The organism is Luteirhabdus pelagi, assembly GCF_016827595.1.
GTDB classification, from domain to species: Bacteria; Bacteroidota; Bacteroidia; order Flavobacteriales; family Flavobacteriaceae; genus Luteirhabdus; species Luteirhabdus pelagi.
Genome location: NZ_JAECMS010000001.1, coordinates 857,655 through 872,916, shown reverse-complemented (window position 1 = coordinate 872,916; position 15,262 = coordinate 857,655). Strand labels below are relative to the sequence as shown.

The window sequence follows — 15,262 nt, the reverse complement described above, 5'->3', positions numbered from 1 at the left end:
TCGCGGTGGCCTTCGAAGAGAAAAACATACTAAACCGCCTCTACTTTATCGCCGGATGTATGTTCATCTTTGCGATAGCGGTGACCATTCAATTGCTCAACATTCAATTTGTGGAGGGTGAAAAGTACCGCGAATTGGCCGAACGCAATACGGTGAAAAATTTCACGATTCCTGCGAATCGTGGGAATGTTTATGCCGATGATGGTAGTCTTTTGGCAACTTCAGTTCCAAAATATGACATTCGTTTCGATGCGGTAACGGTTTCCAATGATGACTTTAAGGAATTTTTGGTACCGCTTTCAAAGGAACTGAGCAAGATGTTTGGTCGCCCGGCTTCTTATTACCAAAATGTATTTAGAAAAGCACGGGCTAACAAAAACCGCTATCTCTTGGTGGCTAAAAATTTGGGCTATTCCGATTATATCAGAGTGAAGAGTTTTCCGCTGTTTAAAAAAGGGCCGTACCGAGGCGGTATTATCGTAGAGCAGTATACCGTTCGCGAGCATCCCTTGGGGAAAATCGCCGAGCGTTTGGTAGGGAATGAAGAATGGGATGCCCCAGGAAAATATGAAGTTGGCTTTGAAGGTGCCTTCGATGATTACTTGCGTGGTAAGGAAGGAAAACGTCTAAAACAAAAAATTGCCAAAGGACAGTGGAAGCCTGTTTTCGATGAAAATGAAATTGAGCCGCAAGATGGCTACGACGTTATTTCAACCATCGATGTGAACATTCAGGATATCGCGCACCACGCGCTGTTAAAGCAGATGGAATATTATGAAGCCGAGCACGGTAGCGTCATCGTTATGGAGGTTGAGACAGGTGAAATAAAAGCGGTTTCAAATTTGGGCCGCACTAATCAAGGGACGTATTACGAAAAATTGAATTATGCTGTGGGTGAAAGTCACGAACCGGGCTCCACCTTTAAGGTCATGGCTATGATGGCAGCGTTGGAAGACAAGGTCATCGATACTGCAACGGTCGTCGATACCAAGGAAGGACGTAAACGTTTTTATGGTCGCTACATTCACGATAGCCGAAGAGGCGGTTACGGAAAGATTTCTGCCGCACGAGCCCTGGAAGTCTCTTCCAATATTGGATTGGCGAGTATTATCGATGCGCATTATGCGGAGAATCCAACAAAATTTACCGACAGACTAAAAGAATGGAAACTCGATCAAAAGGTTGGGATTCAAATTAAGGGAGAGGGTACGCCTGTAATCCCAGAGCCTGGTCATGAATTATGGAGTAAGAACGCCTTGCCTTCTATGGCGTATGGCTATAACCTTCGGTTAACCCCGCTTCAGGTATTGACTTTCTATAATGCCATTGCGAACGATGGGGTTATGGTGAAACCGAAGTTCATCAAGGAAATTCGAGAGTGGAACCTTCCGGTGGAACAGTTCGATACGGAAATTCGTCATGACAAAATCGCTTCCGAAGAAACCTTAACCCAAATTCGGGATATACTAAAGAACATCGTAAAACGCGGAACGGGTCAGTCGCTTTACTCTGAATATTTCTCCATGGCAGGAAAAACCGGAACGGCTCGTACCGAATATTGGGAAGCAGATTGGGCCGACAACCGTCGCTATATTTCCTCTTTTGCGGGATACTTCCCTGCAGAAAACCCGAAATATTCCTGCATTGTCGTCATCCATAAACCGAGTACCAAAAAAGGATATTACGGTGCCGATGTTACGGGTCCGGTGTTTAAACGAATTGCCCAAAAAATCTTTACCGATTCACCCCTGATTGAAGAAGTGCAATTGGCGGATAATCTCGACCCTAAACTGACTTCTGATTTTGAAACCTATTATAAAAAAGTACAGGCGCACTATAGCAAAATGCCAAACGTAACCGGAATGGCTGGAATGGATGCCATTTCACTATTGGAAAACTTAGGGCTTCGAGTCGTGGCAAGAGGAAATGGAACCGTGACAGAACAGTCCATTGAATCTGGTGAACCGCTCAAGGAAGGCCAACAAATTATTTTAAAACTATCGTGATCGTATTAAAAGACATACTCTATAAAGTACCCCTAGAAAAAACCATTGGAAATACCAATGTTTCGGTGCGTGAGCTTCAGTTCGATTCACGGAAGGTGGGATTGGACGATGTCTTTATTGCCATTCGCGGAACGGTTTCCGACGGTCATGAATACATCATCAAAGCCTGTGAAAATGGGGCTATTGCTATTATCTGCGAGGAACTTCCAGAGCAAACCATCAATGGAATAACATATGTTCAGGTTGCGGATAGCCAAAAAGCCTTGGCCTTGATGGCTTCAAATTATTACGATACGCCTTCTGAAGCAATTAAACTCATAGGAACGACTGGTACAAACGGTAAAACGACCATTTCAACCTTACTATACCAGCTATTCACTAGGGCAGGATACGAATGCGGATTGCTCTCCACGGTAAATGTGAAAATCGGAAAGAAAGAATATCCAACGACCCATACCACACCAGATTCTATCACCATCAATCGCTATCTGCGTGAAATGGCCGATGCTGGGGTGGAGTATTGCTTTATGGAGGTAAGCAGTCACGGTATTCATCAAAAACGGACGGAAGGCCTTCGTTTTAGGGGAGGTATTTTCACCAACCTTTCGCATGATCATTTGGATTATCATAAAGATTTTAAGGAATATCGAGATGTGAAAAAGCGCTTCTTCGATCAATTACCGAAAGATGCGTTCGCTCTAGTGAATGTAGATGATAAGAATGGTTCCTATATGCTTCAGAATACGTCGGCCAAAAAAGTAACCTACGCCTTGAAGTCGTTTGCCGATTACAAAGCGCAGATTCTAGAGAATCAATTCAACGGTCTGTTGCTGAAGCTAAACGGACAGGAAGTCTGGTCGAAACTTATTGGCTCTTTCAACGCGTACAATCTCCTTGCTATTTATGGTGCTGCCGATTTGCTCGGATTGGAAACGATGGAGCTGTTACAGCATATCAGTGCCTTGGAAAGTGTGGCGGGACGGTTTCAGTATTCGGTTTCCGAAGAAGAAAAGATTACCGCCATCGTCGATTATGCGCATACGCCTGATGCTTTGAAGAATGTGTTGGAAACCATCAATAGCATTCGCACCAAAAATGAAAAATTGATCACCGTGGTAGGCTGTGGTGGCGATCGCGATGCTACTAAGCGACCCAAAATGGGAAATATTGCCGCTACGCTCAGTACGAAGGTAATTTTCACCAGCGATAATCCACGTACCGAAGATCCTGATGCTATTATTGAAGACATCGAAAAGGGTGTGCCGGCCGAACATTATAAGAAGACATTGAGCATTACCGACCGCAAGCAAGCTATTAAAACGGCCTGCCAAATGGCGCAACCAAATGATATCATTTTAATTGCTGGAAAAGGACATGAAACTTATCAGGAAGTAAATGGCAAGCGAAGCGATTTCGATGATTTCAAAATTGTAACCGAAACACTAACCCAACTGAAAAAATAATGCTGTATTACCTTTTTGAATATTTGGAGCAGAATTACCAGTTCCCCGGAGCCAGCCTTTTTGGGTTTATCACCTTCCGGGCAGCCTTGGCGGTTATTTTTTCATTGTTTATCGCGACGGTATACGGTAAAAAGATTATTCGGATCCTTCAGCGAAAGCAAATGGGCGAGCAAATTCGCGATTTAGGCCTCGAAGGTCAAAATGAAAAGGCCGGAACCCCAACTATGGGAGGACTTATTATCATTCTAGCAACCTTAGTCCCAGTCTTGCTTTTCGCCAAACTGGAAAATATTTATGTCATCATGCTTATCGTTACCACGCTATGGATGGGAACGATAGGGTTTATCGATGATTACTTGAAGAAGTTCAAAAACGACAAGGAAGGATTACCTGGAAAGTTCAAGATCATCGGTCAGGTTGGTTTGGGAATTTTCGTGGGTGCCACCATGTATTTCCATCCTGGAGTGACGGTCAAGCGTGAAAAAATCAATCCGGTTAATGAAACGGAGTTGGTCACTCAAAATTCACCACGGGAATTCTACCCAGAAGAAAAAACATTACTGACAACCATTCCTTTTGTTAAGAAAAACGAATTCAACTATGAAAGTTTAATCAATTGGGCAGGCGAAACTGCCAAGGAGTATATCTGGCTGATTTTCATTCCAATCGTGATATTCATTATTACAGCGGTATCGAACGGAGCCAATCTCACCGATGGTATCGACGGCCTGGCAGCAGGTTCATCGGCCATTATCGGGCTCACGTTGGCACTCTTTGCCTGGGTTTCGGGCAACGTAATATTTAGTGATTACTTGAATATCATGTACATCCCGAATACGGGTGAAATGACCATTTTCATTACTGCCTTTGTGGGAGCGCTCATCGGGTTCCTTTGGTACAACGCTTATCCAGCACAGGTTTTTATGGGTGATACGGGAAGTTTGACAATAGGGGGGATAATTGCCGTTATCGCGATTGCGGTACGGAAAGAGCTGTTAATTCCAATTCTCTGCGGAATTTTCCTGATGGAAAATCTATCCGTAGTGCTTCAAGTAGGTTGGTTTAAGTATACCAAGAAAAAGTTTGGGGAAGGGCGACGCATATTTAGGATGTCCCCGCTTCACCATCATTATCAAGTGAAAGGGTTTCATGAAAGCAAGATCGTAACCCGATTTTGGATTGTGGGAATCTTTTTGGCCATACTGACAATCGTAACACTCAAAATACGATAAGGGTGAAGCGATTGGTCATACTTGGAGCGGGAGAAAGCGGCGTTGGGACTGCTTTACTCGGAAAGAAAAAAAAATACGAAGTCTTTGTTTCTGACTTCGGAAAAATTAAGAAACGGTATAAAGACGTTCTTGAACATTTTGAAATTGATTGGGAAGAAGAAGGCCATACGGAAGATAAGATATTTTCGGCCGATGTGGTGATGAAAAGCCCCGGTATTCCCGATACCGTTCCTATTGTGAAAAAATTGGTATCAAAGGGAATTCCCGTGATCTCCGAAATCGAATTTGCAGCGCAGTTTACCAATGCAACTATTGTGGGTATTACGGGTAGCAATGGAAAAACCACCACGACAACCTTAACGCACAAGTTATTAGAAGACGGCGGATTGGATGTAGCATTGGCTGGGAATATTGGGAAGAGCTTTGCGCAACGTGTTTCTGAAAAGGAGCGTCAGCATTATGTGTTGGAGTTGAGCAGTTTTCAGCTCGACGGTATTGAAACCTTTCGACCCCACATCGCGATTCTGACGAACATTACGCCAGACCATTTAGATCGGTATGAGCATGATTTCAACAAGTATATCGCGGCCAAATTCCGAATTGCCATGAACCAAACGGAAGACGATTACTTCATCTATGATGCCGATGATGAAGTGATTACCAAACGGCTTCAACAGCACCCAATCAAATCAAAATTATTGCCCTTTTCAGCAAAAAAAGAAGTGAAGCAAGGAGCGTATTTAAAAAATGAAGAAATAACAATAACAATAGATAACACACAATTTACCATGCCAATAGCAACATTAGGACTACAAGGACAGCACAACCAAAAGAACGCCATGGCGGCATCGACGGTTGCAACGCTGTTAAAGATCAGGAAAGCGACCATTCGCGAGTCGTTGTCACATTTCCAAGGAGTGGAACATCGATTGGAGAAAGTCCTTAAAATTAACAATGTGCAATACATTAACGACAGTAAAGCCACCAACGTGAACGCAACGTTCTATGCCTTGGATAGTATGGAAAGTCCAACGGTTTGGATTGTAGGCGGCGTTGATAAAGGAAACGATTATAGCGAATTACTGCCTTTGGTAAACGAAAAGGTGAAGGCCATCATTTGCCTCGGATTGGATAACGATAAGATTATCGCTCAATTCGGAAATGTGGTCGATATGATGGTGGAAACCGACGCTATGCATGAGGCAGTTCAGATTGCCTACCGATTAGCAGAACGAGGTGATAGTGTATTGCTTAGTCCAGCTTGCGCTAGCTTCGATCTATTTGAAAATTACGAAGACCGTGGGCGTCAATTTAAAGAAGCCGTTCGAAAATTATAATAATGACCAGACCTGCTGGGTCTTTAGCACCCGGCAGGTCTAAAGTACCCGGCAGGTCTAAAAAAACAAACCCGGCAGGTCTAAACAAGTAAAAAATGCGAAACATCTTCAAAAACATACAAGGCGATAAAGCAATCTGGGCGATAGCCGGAGTACTTGCCGTGTTTTCGTTTTTGCCAGTGTATAGCGCCAGTAGTAATCTGGCCTATCTGTACGGCGATGGAAGCACCTTGCCGTATTTGTTGAAGCATTTCGCACATCTATTGTTAGGTTTCGCTATTCTATATGGCGTTCACAAAATTCCGTACCACTATTTCCGTGGACTTTCCATTATTGCCCTACCCGTAGTAATCGTATTGTTGTTGGTCACATTGGCACAAGGCACAACCATCGGTGGTGCTAATGCCAGTCGATGGATTCGTGTTCCATTTGTGGGCGTAACCTTTCAAACGTCCACCTTGGCAGCGGTGGTGTTATTGGTCTATGTGGCGCGGTATTTATCCAAAATAAAGGATAAAACAGTGACGTTTAAAGAAACGCTATTGCCGCTATGGTTACCGGTATTTGTAGTATTGGCATTGATTCTTCCTGCCAACTTCAGTACAACGGCCATCATTTTTGCAATGGTTACCGTATTGGTATTTGTGGGTGGCTATCCGTTGAAATATTTAGGAATTGTGTTGGGAGCTGGATTATTGGCATTGACCATGTTTATCCTATCAGCAAAAACATTTCCTGGTGTCTTTCCGAACAGGGTCGATACCTGGATGAGCCGGATCGATAGCTTTATCGATGATGAAGACACCGAAGCCGATTATCAGATTGAGAAAGCAAAGATTGCTATCGCTTCTGGTGGTGTAACGGGACTCGGCCCAGGAAAAAGTATACAGAAGAATTTTTTACCACAGTCTTCATCCGATTTTATCTACGCGATTATTGTTGAAGAATTCGGCCTCGCGGGAGCACTCGGACTCATGTTTGCCTATATGTTCCTACTATTCCGGTTGGTTGTTGTGGCACATAAAAGTGAAAGTCCGTTTGGAAAATTATTGGTCATAGGCGTTGGATTGCCCATCGTTTTTCAAGCGTTTATCAATATGGCGGTTGCGGTGGAGTTGTTTCCAGTAACCGGTCAGACGTTACCACTAATCAGTAGCGGTGGGACCAGTATTTGGATGACCTGTCTCGCTTTGGGGATGGTATTAAGTGTAAGCGCGAAACGTGAAGTTGTAAGAAATGAAGCCGAAGATGGCGAAGAAGTAGAAGATAATCCGTTGGATGTCTTAAGTGAAACGATATAAACCTGCTGGGGCTAGTGAAGCCGGCAGATCTAAAATAAAAAATGACAAAAAGTCGATCAACATACAAATTCATTATCTCCGGTGGCGGAACGGGCGGTCATATCTATCCCGCTATTGCCATTGCTGATGAATTGAAACATAGGTTCCCGGGCTCGGAGTTTCTGTTTGTCGGTGCTGAAGACCGCATGGAAATGGAAAAAGTTCCACAGGCGGGGTATGAAATTAAAGGACTTTGGATTTCAGGTTTACAGCGAAAGTTGACGTTGAAGAATTTGATGTTTCCGTTTAAGCTGTTGTCAAGTCTTTGGAAATCACGAAAAATTGTGAAACAGTTTCAGCCAAATGTAGCCATTGGAACGGGCGGTTATGCCAGCGCGCCACTATTGCGTGCCGCTTCAGCAAAAGGCGTTCCCTGTCTTATTCAAGAGCAGAACAGTCATGCTGGAATCACCAACAAGTGGTTGGCATCAAAGGTTCGAAAAATCTGTGTGGCGTATGAGGGTATGGACTCATTTTTTCCTGCGGATAAAATTCGCTTTACGGGAAATCCGGTTCGTCAGGATTTATTCAGTATCGATCAGAAGCGGGAAGAAGCACAAAACTTCTTCAGCTTAGATAAAGAAAAGAAAACATTGTTGGTCCTGGGTGGAAGTCTTGGTGCTAAAAAGATTAATGAATTGGTGGCATCGCATATCGATTACTTTTCCTCGGAAGGGGTTCAGGTAATCTGGCAATGTGGTAAGCTGTACGAAGAAAAATATATACGGCAAACGGGACGAACGGTACAAGTACATCCCTATCTCAATAGAATGGACTTAGCCTATGCGGCAGCCGATTTTATCGTTTCTCGTGCAGGGGCACTTTCGGTTTCGGAATTATGCTTGGTCGGAAAGCCGGTCATTTTCATTCCTTCACCGAATGTGGCAGAAGACCATCAGACCAAAAATGCCTTGGCATTAGCCGATAAAGATGCGGCCATCGTGCTACGTGAAAACAAGGCAGAAGAAAAATTTAAGAAGCTGTTTTCAGAATTGTTGAAAAGTGAAGAAATGCAACAGTCGCTTTCAACAAACATCAAGAAAATGGCAAAACCAAATGCTACGAAAGAAATCGTAGATGAAATAGAACTATTGTTGAGGCAGTGACACAGTATTCAAACATACAAACCTATTACTTCATCGGTATCGGCGGTATCGGAATGAGTGGCCTGGCTAGGTATTGCAAGCTTCAGGGCAAGCAGGTGTTTGGATACGATAAAACGCCTAGCGAGCTTACTGATAAGCTTATTTCAGAAGATATCCCCGTCACCTTTCAGGATGATATTTCAGTGATTCCAGACGACATCAAGAATACGGAAACTACCTTGGTTGTGTATACACCTGCTATTCCGAAGAACAACAAGCTATTAAACTGGTTTCAGCAAAACGATTTTACCATTACCAAGCGTGCCCATTTGCTCGCCGAGGTAACAAAGCACACTTTATGTTTGGCAGTCGCCGGCACCCACGGGAAAACCACCACTTCGGCTATTCTAGGTCATTTGTTGGTCCACTGCGGGATGCCGGTTACCGCTTTTTTAGGCGGCATTGCTGAAAACTATGACAGTAATTTTATTTCAAAAGGAACCGATATTACAGTGGTGGAAGCAGATGAATTCGATCGCTCTTTTCTTACGTTGAAGCCGAATATTGCTTGCGTTACGAGTATGGATGCTGATCATCTTGATATTTATGGCGACGAATCGACGATTACGAGTGCCTTTAATGAATTTTCCCGATTGGTTGAAGACTCCGATAATGTATTGGTGAAAAAAGGATTGCCATTGAAGGGACAGTCAGTTGCGATTGAAGAAGATGCCGATTTTGAAGCCCAGAACGTTCGAATTGAAGACGGCGGATATGTCTTCGATCTAAAAACACCTAACAGGATTTTAAAGGATCTAAAATTCTTTTTGCCTGGTCACCACAATCTCTTCAACGCAGCCACTGCCATGGGAATGGCAATCAAGGCAAAGGCACCTTTGGATAAATTACCAGAAGCGCTGGCGACCTTCAAAGGAGTGCAGCGACGTTTCTCTTATAAAATTAAAAGGGACGATTTGGTGCTAATCGACGATTACGCTCATCATCCAACCGAAATAAATGCCTTGTATCAAGCGGTTCACGAAATGTATCCGAACGATCGGAAACTGATTGTATTTCAACCGCATTTGTTTAGTCGAACCAAGGATTTCGCTGATGGCTTCGCAAACAGTCTATCCAAATTTGATGAAGTATTACTATTGGATATCTATCCGGCACGAGAAGAACCTATGGAAGGCATTACTTCAGAATGGTTGCTATCAAAGATTGAAAATAAGAACAAGCAATGCATCACGAAGGACGATTTATTTCAAAAGATGAAGCAATCTACCTGCCGAATACAATTATTGGTTGGCGCAGGCGATATTGGTGCTAAGGTAAGTAAAATCACTAAAAAACTGAGCCATGAAGCATAGTTGGGTCTACATACGGTTCATTTTGATTATTGGTTTGATCGTGTTTTTGTTCGGCTTTGCCAAAAAGAGAAACAAAACCCGAAATCTGACCAATGTAGAAGTGACATTCGTAGATGAAAATAGTCCTTTTATCACCCTTGAAACCGTTAATAAATTGTTGATACAAAATCAGGACAGTGTTACGGGCATGCCTAAAGAAAGGGTAGTTTTGAAAGAGATGGAAGAACGCCTGAACCAAAACGATATGATTCGTGAGGCACAGGTGTTTATGAGCGTGGATGGCGCCTTGGGTGCGAAAATCGAACAACGACGGCCAATTGCCCGAGTTACCGCTGCACCCGATTATTATATTGATGAAGACGGAAAAAGGATGCCGCTTTCCACGGTTTACACCGCACGAGTTCCCTTAGTAACGGGAGCGGTGACGGACGATTTCTCCAAAATTACGCCCCTGCTTTTGGAACTGGAAAAAGACGCGTTCATGAATAGTAGCGTTATTGGTCTGCACGTGCAGAAGAATGGAAAAGTAGTCTTACGGCTGAGAAAACATGATTTAAAAGTGGTATTTGGGCAACCAATCGATATTGAAAAGAAGATACAGAACTTTAAGGCGTTCTATAAAAAAACAAAAGAAGATAAGATGCTTAAAAGCTACAAAACGGTAAACCTAACATTCGGAAACCAAGTAGTAGCAACAAAAAAATAAGCTATGGAAAAAGAAAACATCGCGGTCGGACTGGATATTGGAACCACAAAAATTGTGGCCATGATCGGTAAGAAGAACGAATACGGCAAGATGGAAATCCTGGGCATTGGCAAAGCCAAAAGCTTAGGGGTTCACCGAGGTGTGGTTAATAATATTACACAGACCATTCAATCGATTCAGCAGGCGGTACAAGATGCTGAAACTTCCTCTGGAATGCAAATAGATGAAGTGGTCGTCGGTATTGCGGGCCAACACATTAGAAGCCTTCAGCATAGCGACTACATCACGCGAAGCGATAGCGATGAGGTAATCGATGACGATGATATCGAGCGGCTTTGCAATCAGGTTCACAAATTGGTGATGCTTCCCGGTGAAGAGATCATCCATGTGCTTCCACAGGATTACAAAGTGGACGGTCAGGCGGAAATCACCGAACCCATCGGAATGTATGGCGGCCGATTGGAAGCCAATTTTCACGTGGTGGTCGGACAGGTTTCTTCCATTCGAAACATTGGCCGTTGTGTGAAAAGCGCCGGTCTTGAGCTTTCGGGCATAACCTTGGAGCCGTTGGCTTCCGCAAATGCCGTGTTGAGTCAAGAAGAAAAAGAAGCAGGAGTTGCCTTGATTGATATTGGGGGTGGGACCACCGACTTAGCCATTTTTAAGGACGGTATCATTCGCCATACGGCCGTGATTCCTTTCGGTGGAAATGTGATTACTGAAGATATCAAAGAAGGCTGCAGCATCATCGAGAAGCAAGCAGAATTGTTGAAGATTAAGTTTGGAAGTGCTTGGCCAGGGGAAAACAAGGATAATGAAATTGTTTCCATTCCTGGACTTCGTGGGAGAGAACCGAAGGAAATTACGCTAAAGAACCTTTCGAAGATTATCCATGCCCGCGCGGTTGAAATAATCGAACAGGTATATCTCGAAATCAAGAACTATGGTCACGAGGAACAAAAGAAAAAATTAATCGCCGGTATCGTGCTAACAGGTGGTGGTGCCCAGTTGCAACATTTAAAACAATTGGTCGAGTACATCACTGGTATGGATACCCGAATTGGCTTTCCAAACGAGCATTTGGCAGGCGGCGATAGCAATAAGGAAATTACGAGTCCGATGTACGCTACGGCGGTCGGTTTGGTACTAAATAGCCTTCAGAGTAAGGAGAAAAAGACAAATGCAAATAGAGCCATGGCCACTTTCGATAATTCGCAAGAGGCTACGGCAACGGAAGAAATGGAAACTTCCGAAGAAGATGTCGCGACCCAAACAGAAGAAAAAACCGAAAAACGAAAAGGATTTTTCGATCGTTGGGCTGAAAAGTTCAAGGAGTTTTTGGACAATGCGGAATAATTAAAAGTTAACTAAGAATAAGAATTCTGGAAACGGAACAACCTCACAAATACAAATAATATGAGCAGCAACACTGAATTTGATAACATTTCATTCGACCTGCCGAAGAACCAAAGCAACGTCATTAAGGTCATCGGTGTCGGCGGCGGTGGAAGCAACGCAATAAATCACATGTTTAGTCAAGGCATTAAGGGTGTCGACTTCGTGATTTGCAATACCGATTCACAGGCATTGGAAAATAGCCCTGTGCCCATTAGAATACAATTAGGTGTTTCCCTTACCGAAGGTCTGGGCGCTGGAGCAAATCCTGAAATCGGAGAAAAGGCCGCCATGGAAAGCATGGAGGAAATAAAATCGATGCTGACTACCAATACCAAAATGGTGTTTATTACTGCTGGAATGGGTGGTGGAACAGGGACGGGAGCAGCTCCCGTTATCGCAAAGATGGCGCAGGAGATGGATATCCTAACGGTAGGTATTGTAACCAGTCCGTTTCAGTTTGAAGGAAAAACGCGGAACGACCAAGCACAATTGGGAGTTGAAAAGCTGCGTCAGAATGTCGATTCGCTCATTGTTATCAACAACAACAAATTACGTGAGGTATATGGTAATTTGGGCTTTAAAGCTGGCTTCTCAAAGGCAGATGAAGTCTTGGCAACGGCTGCTCGTGGTATCGCCGAAGTAATTACGCATCACTACACGCAGAATATTGACCTTCGCGATGCGAAAACAGTACTTTCAAATAGTGGAACAGCTATTATGGGAAGCTCCAGTGCCAGCGGAAGCAATCGTGCCAAGGATGCCATTAGCAAAGCGCTCGATTCACCGTTGCTTAACGATAATAAAATTAAAGGTGCCAAAAACGTATTGCTTCTTATCGTTTCTGGTTCCGAGGAAATCACAATCGATGAAATCGGTGAGATTAGTGACCATATTCAAGATGAAGCTGGTCACAGCGCGAACATCATTATGGGTGTGGGTGAAGATGAAACGTTGGATGGAGCGATTGCCATTACGGTAATTGCAACAGGTTTCAATGCAGAACAACAGGATGATATCGTGAATACCGAAACCAAAAAAATTATTCACACACTTGAAGACGAACAAAAAGCAGAACAGGATCTTTCAGTGAAGAAAGGTGCTACTCCAGTTGAGTTGCCAAAACCTAGCGCTGCTCCAAAAAAGGAAGAGAAACCGATTATACGTCACACCCTTTTTGAGGAAGAAGAAGAGGTGAAGCCGGCTCAAAAGACGCCAGAGGCGAAGCAAGTTGAAGGAATGCCAGCGCCTGAAGCACCGGTTCAAAAGGACCTTCCGTTTGAAGGTTATATCGAAACCTCGGAGTTGTTGAAGAATATCGATGTTTCTTATGAAGAAGTCGATATTCACCATGTTGCCGAATTCGAGCAATTGTTGATTAATGAAATGGAGGTGAACGATTTCGTCATTTTGGAACCGAAGAAAGACGAAGCAGCGCCTCAGGAGGAAGAAAAACGAGAGGAAATTTCAGCAGAAGACGATCAGATGTTGATGTTCGACTTGCCCGTGAATACTCCTAAAAAGGAAGCACGAACTGCGGAAAGTGAAAAAGAGGAGGAAGACGAGGTGGAGACCATCGTTTCCCGTCTAGAGGATATTGAAGTGAAGGATGCCGTGGAAATCATTCCCGTAACCGAACATAAGGATGGTGGGGTGAAGCGATATAGCTTAGACGATTATGAGCAGAAAGAAGAAGAATTGCTTTCCGCCAAGCCTTCAAAAGGAAATGCAGCAGCCGAGGAAGAAGAGGAAATCGTATTTGAAAAGAAGACGGTTGAACCTGTAGAACCGAAAGAGAATGATGGTGAAGATGAAGATCCGATGAATTCACCGATCTCAAAATTGCTTCGGGACCGTGCTGAAGACCGCAAAAAGAAGATGAAGGAGTTCAACTATAAATTCAGAAATAGTTCTTCAAAAATCGAGGAAATAGAAAAACAACCTGCTTACAAACGAATGGGTATCGATCTAGATGATTCTGTAGACGAAGGTTCCGAGATGTCGCGCACATCGGTTAACGATGATGACGATGATATCGAATTGCGGAGCAACAATTCGTTCTTACACGATAATGTGGACTGATTACCTACTTTATGCTAGCTCCTCAGACCCGGCCATCCCACATTGATGGTCGGGTTTTTTATTTTCTGCTTTTTTTGAAACCGTAGATTGATTATCTTCGCAACCTGAAAAATTTATTTCGATGAGCTTACAGAAAGACGTAATGGATGCGATGAAAACAGCCATGAAGGAAAAGAAGGCAAGTGACCTTGAAGCCCTTCGTGCGGTGAAGTCAGCCTTACTTATGGCCCAAACGGAAACCGGAAGTAAAAAAGAGCTTTCTGAAGACGAAGAGATTAAATTATTGCAGAAATTAGTAAAGCAACGGAAAGATAGTGCTGCTATATATCAAGAACAAGGTCGTGCCGATTTGGCCGATCCAGAATTGGAGCAAGCAGCCGTTATCGAACGCTTTTTGCCAGCGCAGTTAAGTGCTGATGAAGTAGCTGCCGTTGTAGATGACGTTATCGCCGATACCGGAGCGAGTTCCATGGCCGACATGGGCAAAGTGATGGGAGAAGCAAACAAACGATTGGCAGGGCAAGCTGATGGAAAAACCATCGCTGCCATTGTGAAGCAACGTCTTTCAAACTAAGCTATTGGCCGTATACTATCCCGAACATTTCTTTAGAAATGGGCGGGGTTCAACTGGATACCTGCCTGCCGGCAGGCAGGGAATATCAGATTTGCAGCGGTAATTGAAATAAATTGGAATGTATTATGTTTACGTTCTTAAAAGTGAGGTGGATGGGAGGCTCTATAAAGGGTTTACTCGAGATATCGAGCTAAGAGTTCGACAACATAATAGTTGTAAGGTTAGATCGACAAAGGGCTATGTTCCCTGGAAATTGGTGTATCAAGAAGCTTACGCTTTAAAAGAAGAAGCGATCCAACGCGAGAGATTTTTGAAATCAGGTGTTGGTAGAGAGTTCTTAAAGAAAATATTGGCCGCGTAGTTCAACTGGATACCTGCCTGCCGGCAGGCAGGGAATATCAGATTTGCAGCGGTAATTGAAATAAATTGGAATGTATTATGTTTACGTTCTTAAAAGTGAGGTGGATGGGAGGCTCTATAAAGGGTTTACTCGAGATATCGAGCTAAGAGTTCGACAACATAATAGTTGTAAGGTTAGATCGACAAAGGGCTATGTTCCCTGGAAATTGGTGTATCAAGAAGCTTACGCTTTAAAAGAAGAAGCGATCCAACGCGAGAGATTTTTGAAATCAGGTGTTGGTAGAGAGTTCTTAAAGAAAATATTGGCCG

General features: G+C 43.6%; 13 protein-coding genes. All 13 read left to right on the top strand.

Going from position 1 to position 15,262, the window contains the following annotated elements; all coding sequences use genetic code 11:
- The first annotated feature begins 5 nt into the window (after positions 1-5).
- Entirely contained in the window at positions 6-2,006 is a 2,001-nt protein-coding gene (locus tag I4Q58_RS03990) for a penicillin-binding protein (RefSeq protein ID WP_203293925.1), read from the top strand.
- Positions 2,003-3,469 carry a UDP-N-acetylmuramoyl-L-alanyl-D-glutamate--2,6-diaminopimelate ligase gene (locus I4Q58_RS03985; protein WP_203293923.1) on the top strand — a complete coding sequence of 489 codons (1,467 nt, stop codon included), beginning with the start codon at positions 2,003-2,005 and terminating at the stop codon, positions 3,467-3,469. The genes I4Q58_RS03990 and I4Q58_RS03985 overlap by 4 nt, the downstream gene beginning before the upstream one ends.
- Positions 3,469-4,701 (top strand): phospho-N-acetylmuramoyl-pentapeptide-transferase, encoded by a 1,233-nt coding sequence (mraY, locus tag I4Q58_RS03980; protein ID WP_203293921.1) that lies wholly within the window; start codon positions 3,469-3,471, stop codon positions 4,699-4,701. Before I4Q58_RS03985 ends, mraY begins: the two co-directional genes overlap by 1 nt.
- Positions 4,702-4,703: 2 nt before the next feature.
- Positions 4,704-6,038, top strand: coding sequence for a UDP-N-acetylmuramoyl-L-alanine--D-glutamate ligase (gene murD, locus I4Q58_RS03975; protein WP_203293919.1), 1,335 nt, complete (start codon positions 4,704-4,706; stop codon positions 6,036-6,038).
- A gap of 95 nt (positions 6,039-6,133) precedes the next feature.
- Positions 6,134-7,339 carry an FtsW/RodA/SpoVE family cell cycle protein gene (locus tag I4Q58_RS03970; RefSeq protein ID WP_203293917.1) on the top strand — a complete coding sequence of 402 codons (1,206 nt, stop codon included), beginning with the start codon at positions 6,134-6,136 and terminating at the stop codon, positions 7,337-7,339.
- Positions 7,340-7,380: 41 nt separating this feature from the next.
- A complete protein-coding gene (gene murG, locus I4Q58_RS03965; RefSeq protein WP_203293915.1) occupies positions 7,381-8,484 on the top strand; it encodes an undecaprenyldiphospho-muramoylpentapeptide beta-N-acetylglucosaminyltransferase in 1,104 nt (367 codons plus the stop codon).
- The gene (gene murC, locus I4Q58_RS03960) at positions 8,481-9,836 is read left to right on the top strand and encodes a UDP-N-acetylmuramate--L-alanine ligase (protein ID WP_203293913.1); all 1,356 of its coding nucleotides are present in this window, start codon (positions 8,481-8,483) and stop codon (positions 9,834-9,836) included. Before murG ends, murC begins: the two co-directional genes overlap by 4 nt.
- Positions 9,826-10,542, top strand: a complete 717-nt coding sequence (locus I4Q58_RS03955) for a cell division protein FtsQ/DivIB (protein ID WP_203293910.1) — start codon at positions 9,826-9,828, stop codon at positions 10,540-10,542. Before murC ends, I4Q58_RS03955 begins: the two co-directional genes overlap by 11 nt.
- A 3-nt stretch (positions 10,543-10,545) precedes the next feature.
- On the top strand, positions 10,546-11,898 hold the full coding sequence (gene ftsA / locus I4Q58_RS03950; protein ID WP_203293908.1) for a cell division protein FtsA: 1,353 nt from the start codon (positions 10,546-10,548) through the stop codon (positions 11,896-11,898).
- Between the two features lie 60 nt (positions 11,899-11,958).
- Complete coding sequence (gene ftsZ / locus I4Q58_RS03945; protein ID WP_203293906.1) at positions 11,959-14,019, top strand: cell division protein FtsZ; 2,061 nt, start codon at positions 11,959-11,961, stop codon at positions 14,017-14,019.
- Positions 14,020-14,140: 121 nt separating this feature from the next.
- Positions 14,141-14,593, top strand: a complete 453-nt coding sequence (locus I4Q58_RS03940; protein WP_203293904.1) for a GatB/YqeY domain-containing protein — start codon at positions 14,141-14,143, stop codon at positions 14,591-14,593.
- Positions 14,594-14,711: 118 nt separating this feature from the next.
- On the top strand, positions 14,712-14,954 hold the full coding sequence (locus tag I4Q58_RS03935; protein WP_203293902.1) for a GIY-YIG nuclease family protein: 243 nt from the start codon (positions 14,712-14,714) through the stop codon (positions 14,952-14,954).
- 70 nt (positions 14,955-15,024) lie between these two features.
- Positions 15,025-15,262: GIY-YIG nuclease family protein (locus I4Q58_RS03930; RefSeq protein ID WP_203294372.1), on the top strand; the 238-nt coding region annotated here is incomplete at its 3' end.